Source organism: Streptomyces sp. NPDC041784 (assembly GCF_055591025.1).
Genome location: NZ_JBVJAB010000009.1, coordinates 197620 through 208948, shown reverse-complemented (window position 1 = coordinate 208948; position 11329 = coordinate 197620). Strand labels below are relative to the sequence as shown.

9 protein-coding genes are annotated in these 11329 nt (G+C 71.5%); 5 read left to right on the top strand and 4 right to left on the bottom strand.

The window, feature by feature from the left end:
• Window positions 1–262 precede the first annotated feature (262 nt).
• Genes ACZ6D7_RS21320 through meaB form a run of 3 tightly spaced genes read left to right on the top strand, consistent with a single transcriptional unit; the run spans window position 263 to window position 5246 of the window.
• Entirely contained in the window at window positions 263–2071 is a 1809-nt protein-coding gene (locus ACZ6D7_RS21320) for a methylmalonyl-CoA mutase family protein (protein WP_469492675.1), read from the top strand.
• Window positions 2071–4245 (top strand): methylmalonyl-CoA mutase, encoded by a 2175-nt coding sequence (gene scpA / locus ACZ6D7_RS21315; RefSeq protein ID WP_469492672.1) that lies wholly within the window; start codon window positions 2071–2073, stop codon window positions 4243–4245. Before ACZ6D7_RS21320 ends, scpA begins: the two co-directional genes overlap by 1 nt.
• Complete coding sequence (meaB, locus tag ACZ6D7_RS21310) at window positions 4242–5246, top strand: methylmalonyl Co-A mutase-associated GTPase MeaB (RefSeq protein ID WP_469492670.1); 1005 nt, start codon at window positions 4242–4244, stop codon at window positions 5244–5246. Before scpA ends, meaB begins: the two co-directional genes overlap by 4 nt.
• A 7-nt stretch (window positions 5247–5253) precedes the next feature.
• Here meaB and ACZ6D7_RS21305 read toward each other — a convergent pair whose 3' ends face one another.
• Complete coding sequence (locus ACZ6D7_RS21305) at window positions 5254–6186, bottom strand: LysR family transcriptional regulator (RefSeq protein WP_469492667.1); 933 nt, start codon at window positions 6184–6186, stop codon at window positions 5254–5256.
• 81 nt (window positions 6187–6267) lie between these two features.
• On the opposite strand from ACZ6D7_RS21305, the gene ACZ6D7_RS21300 reads away from it, so the two are divergent.
• Together ACZ6D7_RS21300 and ACZ6D7_RS21295 are read left to right on the top strand one after the other, a co-directional pair.
• A complete protein-coding gene (locus ACZ6D7_RS21300) occupies window positions 6268–7230 on the top strand; it encodes a DMT family transporter (protein WP_469492665.1) in 963 nt (320 codons plus the stop codon).
• A 163-nt stretch (window positions 7231–7393) separates the two neighbouring features.
• Complete coding sequence (locus ACZ6D7_RS21295; protein WP_469492662.1) at window positions 7394–8677, top strand: glycosyltransferase; 1284 nt, start codon at window positions 7394–7396, stop codon at window positions 8675–8677.
• Window positions 8678–8731: 54 nt separating this feature from the next.
• On the opposite strand, the gene ACZ6D7_RS21290 is transcribed toward ACZ6D7_RS21295, so the two are convergent.
• From ACZ6D7_RS21290 to rfbA, 3 genes are all read right to left on the bottom strand, one after another.
• A complete protein-coding gene (locus tag ACZ6D7_RS21290; protein ID WP_469492660.1) occupies window positions 8732–8953 on the bottom strand; it encodes a hypothetical protein in 222 nt (73 codons plus the stop codon).
• An 841-nt stretch (window positions 8954–9794) separates the two neighbouring features.
• Window positions 9795–10394 (bottom strand): dTDP-4-dehydrorhamnose 3,5-epimerase family protein, encoded by a 600-nt coding sequence (locus ACZ6D7_RS21285; protein WP_469492657.1) that lies wholly within the window; start codon window positions 10392–10394, stop codon window positions 9795–9797.
• Window positions 10391–11293: a glucose-1-phosphate thymidylyltransferase RfbA gene (rfbA, locus tag ACZ6D7_RS21280; RefSeq protein WP_469492654.1), complete on the bottom strand. Its 903-nt coding sequence runs from the start codon at window positions 11291–11293 to the stop codon at window positions 10391–10393. The genes ACZ6D7_RS21285 and rfbA overlap by 4 nt, the downstream gene beginning before the upstream one ends.
• Between the last annotated feature and the right edge of the window lie 36 nt (window positions 11294–11329).

The window sequence follows — 11329 nt, the reverse complement described above, 5'->3', positions numbered from 1 at the left end:
TCCCCCCACCTCCTCCCCCCCCCCGGGCTGGCCGCTAAAAACGGCTTGTAGGGGCGGGCAGCGGGGACCACCGAAGAGAGAACAACAGATCCGCGCGCCGGCGCTCGTCTCCCACGGGGCCCGCGGGGCCGATCCAACGGGTCCACGGGTGCCGATCCCACGGGTCCGCCGGGGCCGAGCGGCCAAGGTCACAGCCACGACGAGGGAAAGGTCACAGCCCCCCCTCTGCTGCTCCTTTGCGTCTCTGTCCTAGCATCCGAGCATGACGGTCCTGCCTGACGACGGGCTCGAGCTGGCCGGCGAGTTCCCTGACACCACCCACGAGCAGTGGCAACGCCTAGTTTCGGGCGTACTACGCAAGTCGGGCAAGGACGTCGAGGGCGCCGAAGCCGAGGAAGCCCTGTCCACCACCCTCGAGGACGGGTTGCGCACCCGCCCTCTGTACACCGCGCGCGACACCGCGCCCGATCCCGGCTTCCCGGGGTTCGCGCCCTTCGTACGCGGCAGCCGCGCCGAGGGGAACACCGCGGGCGGCTGGGACGTACGGCAGCGGCACACGACGGCGGACGGCGAGGCGGTCCTCGCCGACCTGGAGAACGGCGTCACCTCGCTGTGGCTGACCGTCGGCGACACGGGCGTTCCCGTGTCGTCGCTCGCCCAGGTGCTCGACGGCGTCTACCTCGACCTGGCCCCCGTGGTCCTCGACGCGGGAAGCGCCACCGAACCCGCCGCGCGGGAGCTGCTGCGGCTGTACGAGGAGCGGGGCGTCGCCAAGGAGGCGGCGCGCGGCAACCTCGGCGCCGACCCCCTCGCCCACGAGGCCCGCACCGGGCAGGCCGCCGACCTCGCGCCGGCCCTCGCCCTCGCCGGACTGTGCGCCGAGGAGTACCCGGGGCTGCGGGCCCTGACCGTGGACGCGCTGCCGTACCACGAGGCCGGCGGCTCCGCCGCGCAGGAGCTGGGCGCCTCCCTCGCGACCGGCGTGGCGTATCTGCGGGCGCTGACCGGTGCCGGGCTGAGCGTCGAGCGGGCCTGCGCCCAGCTGGAGTTCCGGTACGCGGCGACCGCCGACCAGTTCCTCACCATCGCCAAGCTGCGGGCGGCCCGCCGGCTGTGGGCGCGGGTCGCCGAGGTCTGCGGCGCCCCGGGCGCCGGCGCTCAGCTCCAGCACGTCGTGACCTCGCCGGTGATGACGACCCGCCGCGACCCGTGGGTGAACATGCTGCGCGCCACGGTCGCCACGCTCGCGGCCGGGGTCGGCGGCGCCGACGCCGTGACCGTGCTGCCCTTCGACCACGACCTGGGCCTGCCCGACGCCTTCGCGCGCCGGATCGCCCGCAACACCTCGACGATCCTGGTCGAGGAGTCCCATCTGGCGCGGGTGATCGACCCGGCGGGCGGCTCCTGGTACGTGGAGCGGCTCACCGACGAACTGGCCCACGCGGGCTGGGAGTTCTTCCGGCGGATCGAGCGACTCGGCGGCCAGGCCGCCGCGTTGCGCTCCGGCGACCTCGGCAAGGACCTGGCCGACACCTGGGCGGCCCGCGCCGCCGGGATCGCCAAGCGGCGCGAACCCGTCACCGGTGTCAGCGAGTTCCCGTTCCTCGGGGAGAAGCCCGTGGAGCGCGCCCCCGCGCCCGAGCAGCCGTCCGGCGGTCTGCCGCGGGTGCGGCGCGACGAGGCGTACGAGGCCCTGCGCGCCCGCTCCGACGCGCATCTGGCCGCCACCGGCGCACGGCCGCGGATCTATCTGGCCTCGCTCGGCCCGGCCGCCGCGCACACCGCGCGGGCCGGCTTCGCCGCCAACCTGTTCCAGGCGGGCGGCATCGAGCCCGTCACCGAGGGCACCTTCGAGGAGAGCGGCGCCGCCGAGGCCGTGCTGTGCTCCAGCGACGCCGTGTACGAGGAGCAGGCGGCCGCCGTCGCCGGGCAGCTCAAGGCAGCCGGTGCCACGCAGGTGTTCCTGGCCGGCCGTCCCGGGCCGTACGCCGATGTCGACGCCTATGTCTTCGCGGGCTGTGACGCCGTCGCCGTCCTGACCGCCACCCTCGACCGCATGGGAGTGTCCTGATGGAAATCCCCGACTTCTCCGGGATCGACCTGGGGACCCCCACGGCCGGCGGCGGCGCCGACGAGTGGCGTACGGCCGTGAAGCGGGCGGCGGGCGGGGACGACCTGCTCTGGGAGACCCCGGAGGGCATCCCGGTCAAGCCGCTCTACACGGGGCAGGACCTGGAGGGCCTGGACTTCCTGGGCACCCACCCGGGCATCGCCCCGTATCTGCGCGGCCCGTACCCCACGATGTACGTCAACCAGCCGTGGACGATCCGCCAGTACGCGGGCTTCTCCACGGCCGAGGAGTCCAACGCCTTCTACCGCCGCAACCTGGCCGCCGGCCAGAAGGGCCTGTCGGTCGCCTTCGACCTGCCCACGCACCGCGGTTACGACAGCGACCACCCGCGGGTGACCGGTGACGTCGGCATGGCGGGCGTGGCGATCGACTCGATCTACGACATGCGGCAGCTGTTCGACGGCATCCCGCTGGACAAGATGACCGTGTCGATGACCATGAACGGCGCCGTGCTGCCGGTCTTGGCGCTGTACATCGTGGCCGCCGAGGAACAGGGCGTACCGCCCGAGAAGCTGGCCGGGACCATCCAGAACGACATCCTCAAGGAGTTCATGGTCCGCAACACCTACATCTATCCGCCGAAGCCGTCGATGCGGATCATCTCCGACATCTTCGCGTACACCTCGCAGCGGATGCCCCGGTACAACTCGATCTCCATCTCCGGCTACCACATCCAGGAGGCCGGGGCGACGGCCGACCTGGAGCTGGCGTACACCCTCGCCGACGGCGTGGAGTACATCCGGGCGGGCCGCGAGGCCGGTCTGGACGTGGACGCGTTCGCGCCCCGGCTGTCGTTCTTCTGGGCGATCGGCATGAACTTCTTCATGGAGGTCGCCAAACTGCGCGCGGCGCGGCTGCTGTGGGCGAAGCTGGTGAAACAGTTCGACCCGAAGAACTCCAAGTCGCTGTCCCTGCGCACCCATTCGCAGACCTCCGGCTGGTCGCTGACCGCGCAGGACGTCTTCAACAACGTCACGCGCACCTGTGTGGAGGCGATGGCGGCCACCCAGGGCCACACGCAGTCGCTGCACACCAACGCCCTCGACGAGGCCCTGGCGCTGCCCACGGACTTCTCGGCACGCATCGCCCGCAACACCCAGCTGCTCATCCAGCAGGAGTCCGGCACGACCCGGGTCATCGACCCGTGGGGCGGCAGCGCGTACGTGGAGAAGCTGACGTACGACCTGGCCCGGCGGGCCTGGCAGCACATCCAGGAGGTGGAGCGGGCGGGCGGCATGGCAAAGGCCATCGACGCGGGCATCCCGAAACTGCGCATCGAGGAGGCCGCCGCCCGCACCCAGGCCCGGATCGACTCCGGGCGCCAGCCGGTGATCGGCGTGAACAAGTACCGGGTGGAGAACGACGAGGCGATCGACGTCCTCAAGGTCGACAACTCCTCGGTGCGCGCCCAGCAGATCGAGAAGCTGCGGCGGCTGCGCGCGGAGCGGGACGAGCGGGCCTGCCAGGACTCGCTCGACGCGCTCACCCGGGCGGCCGGCGGCGAGGGCAACCTGCTGGAGCTGGCGGTGGAAGCGGCCCGCGCGAAGGCCACGGTCGGCGAGATCTCCGACGCCCTGGAGAAGGTGTACGGGCGGCACGCGAGCCAGATCCGTACGATCTCCGGCGTGTACCGCAACGAAGCAGGTGAGTCCCCCACCGTGGAACGCACCCGAGGCCTGGTGTCCGCGTTCGCGGAGGCCGAGGGCCGCCGGCCCCGCATCCTGGTCGCCAAGATGGGCCAGGACGGCCACGACCGCGGCCAGAAGGTGATCGCCACCGCCTTCGCCGACCTCGGCTTCGACGTCGACGTCGGCCCGCTGTTCCAGACGCCCGCCGAGGTGGCCCGGCAGGCGGTCGAGGCGGACGTGCACATCGTCGGGGTGTCCTCGCTGGCCGCCGGGCACCTCACCCTCGTCCCGGCACTGCGCGAGCAGCTGGCCGAGGAGGGGCGGGAGGACATCATGATCGTGGTGGGCGGGGTGATCCCGCCGCAGGACGTGCCGACCCTGCTGGAGATGGGCGCGGCGGCCGTCTTCCCGCCCGGCACGGTGATCCCGGACGCCGCGTACGACCTGGTCGCGCGGCTGGCCACCGACCTCGGGCACAGCCTGTGATCGATGTCGACGCCTATGTGAAGGGTGTCCTCGACGGGAAGCGGGCCGTGATCGCGCGCGCGATCACGCTCGTCGAGTCCACCCGGCCCCAGCACCGGGTGCTGGCCCAGGAGTTGCTGACCGAGCTGCTCCCGCACAGCGGGCGGGCGCGGCGGATCGGGGTCAGCGGTGTGCCGGGCGTGGGCAAGTCGACGTTCATCGACGCGTTCGGCACGCTGCTGACCTCGCTCGGGCACCGGGTGGCGGTGCTCGCCGTCGATCCGTCGTCCAGCCGTACGGGCGGCTCGATCCTGGGCGACAAGACCCGGATGGAGCGGCTGGCCGTCGATCCGGCGGCCTTCGTCCGCCCCTCCCCCACCGCGGGCACGCTCGGCGGGGTCGCCAAGGCGACCCGGGAGTCGATCGTGGTGATGGAGGCGGCCGGGTACGACGTGATCCTGGTGGAGACGGTCGGCGTCGGCCAGTCCGAGACCGCGGTCGCGAACATGGTCGACTCCTTCCTGCTGCTCACCCTGGCCCGCACCGGCGACCAGCTCCAGGGCATCAAGAAGGGCGTCCTGGAGCTGGCCGACGTGATCGCCGTCAACAAGGCGGACGGCCCGCACGAGCGCGACGCCCGCGCGGCGGCACGGGAACTGGCGGGCGCGCTGCGGCTGATGCACGGCGCGGACGCGGTCTGGACCCCGCCCGTGCTGAGTTGCAGCGCCCGCGAGTCGGCCGGCCTGGACACCGTCTGGGAGCGCCTCGAACAGCACCGTACGCTGCTGGACTCGACCGGCCGGCTCACCGCCAAGCGGCGCGACCAGCAGGTCGACTGGACGTGGACCATGGTCCGCGACGAGCTGCTGGACCGGCTGCACGCCGATCCCGCGGTACGGGCCCTGGCCCCCGCGCTCGAACAGCAGGTCAGGGACGGCGCGTTGACGGCCACACGGGCCGCCGGCCGCATCCTGGACGCCCTCGGGAGCACCGAGAGCAGCGAGAGCACCGGGACACCTTGAGCGCCCGCTACCCGTCGGAGGCCTGACCCGCGGCGCGGTCGGCGCGGGTGCGTACCGTCTCCGCGGCGCGCGTCAGTTCGGCGAGCACGGTGCGTACGGCCCGGCGGGCGGTGCGCTCGGGGCGGTGGAGCACGTCCACGTGGCGGCTGGCCCGGACGCCGTCGAGCGGTCTGAGGACCACGTCGGGGTGCGGGCGGGCCGTCCAGCGGGGCATCAGGGCGACTCCGCCGCCGGCCGCGACCAGCTCCGCGACCACCGAGATCTCGTTGACGCGATGGACGATGTCGAGGCGCCGCCCGGCGGCGACGGCGACGGCCTCGACGGTGGCCAGGAGCGGAAAGCCGTCGTGGACGGTGATCCACGGCTGGTCCGCGACCTCGGCCGGGGTCAGCCGGGGCCGCGCCGCCAGGGGGTGACCGGCGGGCAGGGCGATGTCGAGCGGCTCGCGCAGCAGGGGCGTGACCGTCGTGGTCCGGGGCCACACCGGCGCGTGGTCGAGGCGGTGGGCGACGACGAGGTCGTAGTGGCGGGTCAGGGGCGGGAAGTCGTCCTGGGCGACGTCCTCGTCGTGGAGGGTGACGCGGGGCGATCCCGGGGCGTCCAGGCCGCGCAGCAGCAGGGGGAAGAACGCCGCGGCCCCGCTGTGGAAGGCCGCCACCGAGACCCTGCCACCGGGCTGGTCGACGAACGCGTCGACGGCGTGCCGCGCCCGGGCCAGGGCCGTCTCCACCCCGATCGCGGCCTCGGCCAGGGCCTGCCCGGCGGCGGTGAGGACCAGCCGCCGTCCGGCGCGTTCGGTGAGCGGGACGGGGATCGACCGCTGGAGCAGCCGGAGCTGCTGGGAGACCGCCGAGGGCGTCACCCGCAGCGCCTCGGCGACCGCGGTGACGCTGCCCAGTTCGCCCAGCTCCCGCAGGATCCGCAGCTGCCTCTCGTCCATCGGCACAGTGTAGCTTCGCTACAGGGTTGGTTGAGCAACTCGTCGTTTACTTCAACGTGCTGGTCAGGAATCGTGGACGCCATGCCAGCCACCCGTCGTACGGACGTGGTGCTCCTGGCCGTCGCCGTCGTCTGGGGCTCCAGCTATCTGACGGCGAAGACGGCCACGGAAACCACACCGGTCCTCCTCGTCCTCTTCCTGCGCTACGCCATCTCGGCCGTCGCCTGCGTCGCCGTCGTCGCCGCCGCGGTACGGACCTCCGGTCCCCTCACCCGGAACGAACTCGCCCGCGGATCCCTGCTCGGGGTCACCCAGGCCGCCGTCCTCGTCCTGGAGACGTACGGCGTCGCGCACACCAGCGCCGCCAACGCGGGCCTGATCATCAGCCTCACCCTCGTCCTCACTCCGCTCCTGGACCGCGCCGGACGACGGGGCGGGCTGCCGGTGCGGTTCTTCCTCGCCGCCGGTCTGTGCGTCGGGGGCGTCGCCCTGCTGGTGTCCGGCACGGGTCTGCGCGCTCCCGGCACCGGCGATCTGCTGATGCTCGCGGCGGCGGTGGTCCGGGCGGGCCATCTGGTGCTCGTCGGACGGCTCACCGCGGGCCGGACGCTGCGCCCGCTGCAGCTGACCGCCGTCCAGAGCGTCGTCGGTACGGTGCTGTTCCTCCCGCCGGCGGCGGCCGCTCTGCCGCTGCTCGCCCGGACCGACGCGGCGACCTGGGCCCAGCTCCTCCACCTCGCCCTGTTCTGCGGTCTGTTCGCGTTCCTCGCGCAGACCTGGGCGGTGCAGCGCACCTCCGCGACCAGGGCGAGTCTCCTCCTGGGCACCGAGCCGGTCTGGGCCCTCGCGGTCGGCATCGGCTTCGGCGACGAGCGGCTCACCGCGCTCTCCGCACTCGGCGCCGTCCTGATCGTCGCCGGAACGTACTGGGGGCAGGCCGTCGAACGTGCCCAGCGCGCGACGCGGACGCGGCCCGTGGTGCCCGCCCGGACGCCGCGGCCGGAGCCGGCGGAGGACCGCGCGCTCGGCCGCCAGCTTTCTTGATGCGTGCATGCGGGTGGTCTGCGCGGCCCGATCGCCCGCCGGCCGGTCACGTCGCCACGACGTATTCACCCCGTCGGCGAAAATGCTCCGAACAGCGCAAGTACCGGATGAATTCAGGTATTTCGCATTCTCTGCCCGATATCGAGCCAGGTAGGAGCATCAGATGACCTCGACCGCCACCCCGAGGTTCTCCGTCTTCACCCCCAGCCACCGCCCCCGCTTCCTCGACGAGTGCCTGGCGACGCTCCAGGCGCAGACCTGTCCGGACTGGGAGTGGATCGTCCTGCTCAACAACGGCGCCCGATGGCGCCCGGAGCGCCCCGACGAGCGGATCCGGGTGGAGATCGCGGACGACCTCGTCGGCGTCGGAGCGGCGAAGCGCCGGGCCTGTGAACTGGCGCGCGGCGACATCCTGGTCGAGCTGGACCACGACGACCTGCTGGCGAAGGCGTGTCTGGCGGAACTCGCCAAGGCCTTCGACGCACAGCCCGACACCGTCTTCGTCTACAGCAACACCGCGCAGATCACCGAGGACGGCAAGCGGGACGACAGCCGGTTCAACGAGGCGCACGGCTGGCACTACGAGGACGTGCGGGTCGACGGCCGCAAGCTCCTCCAGGTCAGGTCCATGGCCCCGACCCCGCACAACGTGTCCTACATCTGGTACGCGCCCAACCACGTCCGGGCGTTCCGCAAGGACGCGTACGACAAGGCCGGCGGGTACGACGCCGACCGCACGGTGCTCGACGACCAGGACCTGATGTGCCGTCTGTTCCACGTCGGCGACTTCCACCACGTCCCGCGCTGTCTGTACCTCCAGCGGATGCACCCGGCCAACACCCAGCGCGACCCGGAGATCAACGCCTTCATCCAGCGCGAGACGGTCGCCCTGTACGACAAGTACATCGAGGCCAACGCGCTCGCCTGGACGCTCCGCCGTGGGCTGATCGCGCTGGACCTGGGCTCGGCCCGGCGGAAGCCGCCCGGCTACATGGGCGTGGACAAGCTCCCGGGCGAAGGCGTCGACATCGTCGCGACGCTGCCCGGAAAGGTGGACCTGCCCGACGACTCCGTCGGGCTGCTGCGGGCGGTGAACTTCCTCGAGCACGTGCCCGCGAAGGTGCCGCTGATCAACGAGCTGTACCGGCTGCTGGCCCCCGGCGGCATGCTCCTGACGACCACGCCCAGCTCCGACGGCCGCGGCGCGTACCAGGACCCGAGTCACGTCGCCTACTACAACGAGAACTCCTTCTGGTACTACACGGACGACCAGTACCGCGCCTTCGTGCCCGACCTGGAGGCCAGGTTCCAGAGTTCGCGGCTGGCCACGTACTTCCCGTCCGAGTGGCACTCCGAGAAGAACATCTCGTACGTCGTCGCCAACCTCATCGCGATGAAGGACGGCGCGGCCCGGTGCGGGGGGCCGCTGCTGGTCCAGAGCCGCTGACGTGCGGACGGTGCCGCGAGGCGGGGGCCTCGGGGCACCGTCGCGGGGGTTACGTCACGGTGTCGTGTCGGCGCAGATCACGAAGGCAGTGATGTCCTGGTTGGCGGTGGTGGTGACCGTCCATCCGGGCGGTGTACCACCGGACGGGAAACTGGTCCTCGCGTTTCCCTGACCGAGAATGAACCCGCCGCCAACGACGGTTTCGCCCGTCACGCACTCCGCGGTCGCCGTCATTTGATTGACCACGCTGGTGCTTCTGACAGTGATGGTACCCACCCCGCCTGCGGCTCCCTGGGCTCCCTGAGCACCCCGAGCGCCTTGGGCACCCTGAGCTCCCTGGACGCCTGCACCGCCGCCAGCGCCCTGTGCACCCTGCGCGCCCTGGGCACCTTGAGCGCCTTGGGCTCCCTGCGCGCCCTGCGCACCTTGGGCACCCTGCACGCCCTGGGCACCCCGGGCCCCCTGCGCCCCCTGCGCCCCCTGCGCCCCCTGCGGGCCACGCGGTCCCTGCGGCCCGGTCTTGCCCGGTTTACCCGGCGGGCCGGGCTTACCGGGCTTGCCCTCGTAGCCCCGCGGGCCACGAGGGCCCTGGGGACCGCGGTGGTGGTCAGGGCCACGGTCAATGGCCTCGGCGTACCGCGCGGTGTCGTCCGGAGACAGCGGCGCCGCGCCGTGGGCACCGGCCCGGCGGATCGCGTCGGCGACCGCCGCCTCGGACACGCCCCGCGGGAGCGCCACCGCCACCTGACGACCCACGCCCGGCTTCTGCATGGCGTCGGCGATGGCCGACGCGCTCGGGGTGACACTGAGTGCCACCGCAGCAGCGCCCACCGACACCAGGGTGGCGGATTTCAGGCGCGCGACTCGGCTCGTTCTACGGCTCAAGAGAACCTTCCTCACGATTGGGAGGGGATCGGACAGGCAAGCGCGCACTGCGTGCGTTTCGTTCGACTTGCTCGCCACATCCCTGCGGCCACAGACGAGCCCACTCTTCATCCTTAATGAAAGAATGATTATCATCGACCCGCCTTTACGGGCAGGAATCACCCGTGCGGCAGAGCAGTCCCTTCCGCACCGTCCTCATGGTTTCCTTCGGCGCCCGTTCCGGGAGTAACGCTCAGGCGCCTCCGACAAGGCTTCTGCGGTAGGCGACGCAGTCCTCGAACGACGGCAGCAGACCTTTCCGCTCGGCCTCCTCCAGCGTGGGCGCGACGGCGTCCTTCTCGGAAAGGAGCGGCGTGAGACCGTCGGGCCAGGAAATGGCCAGCGCCGGGTCGAGGGGGTTGACTCCGAACTCGCGCTGCGGCGCGTACCCTGCCGAACAGAGATAGACGACGGTGGAGTTGTCCTCCAGGGCCATGAAGGCGTGGCCCAGCCCTTCCGAGAGGTAGACGCAGCGGTGTGTCGTGTCGTCGAGCCGCACCGCTTCCCAGGTCCCGAACCCCGGGGAACCGACGCGGATGTCGACCACCACGTCGAGGACGGCGCCGCTGACGCAGGTGACGTACTTCGCCTGCCCCGGCGGGACCGCCGCGTAGTGGATGCCGCGGAGCGTGCCGCGAGCGGAGCGGGAACAGTTGGCCTGTTCGAGTCGGAGCCCCTGCCCGATGGCGTCGTGGAAGGTGCCGCCCTTGAACCACTCGTGGAACCGGCCCCTGTCGTCCGTGAACACCGTGGGGGTGTCCACCCAAGCTCCTTCGATACCGAGCGGTCTCATGCGATCGCTTCCTTCCGAGCCGTGCCGAAGTTCCGGGCGTCCTCCAGCAGCCCCAGCAGATAGTGGCCGTAGCCGCTCTTGAGCAGCGGTGCCGCCAGTTCGCGGAGCCGGTCGTCGTCGATCAGGCCGGCCCGCCAGACCGCCTCCTCGACACAGCCGACCTTGAGGCCCTGGCGCTCCTCGACGACCCGGACGAACTCCGACGCCTGCACCATGGACGCGAAGGTTCCGGTGTCGAGCCAGGCGGTGCCTCGGTCGAGCCGGGTCACCTCGAGCGCCCCGGCCTCCAGATAGACCCGGTTGAGGTCGGTGATCTCCAACTCGCCCCTGGCGCTGGGCCGTAGACCGCGGGCGATCTCCACGGCGCGGTTGTCGTAGAAGTACAGGCCCGGCACGGCGTACCGGGACCTGGGCCGGGCGGGCTTCTCCTCGATGGACACCGCCCGGCCGAGTCCGTCGAACTCCACCACGCCATAGGCCGACGGGTTCGCGACCTGACAGGCGAACACCCGCCCGCCGCTCGGTTCGTCGTGCCGGGCCAGCCGGGTGCCGAGTCCGCTCCCGTGGAAGATGTTGTCGCCCAGGATCAGGGCGACGGACTCGGCACCGAGGAAATCGGCCCCCAGCACGAAAGCGTCCGCGATTCCCTCCGGGCGATGCTGCGTCATGTATTCCAACCGCAGACCCAGTTGGCTTCCGTCGCCCAGCAATCGACGGAACTGACTCCGGTCTTCGGGGGTCGTGATGATGAGAATGTCCCGCACTCCCGCCATCACCAGAGTGGACAGCGGATAATAGACCATCGGCTTGTCGAATACCGGCAACAACTGCTTCGACACCGAGCGGGTCAACGGCCAAAGTCGCGAGCCGGTGCCTCCGGCCAACAGGATTCCGCGCACGGGATCACCATAGGCTAATCATTCATGAATCCCAGT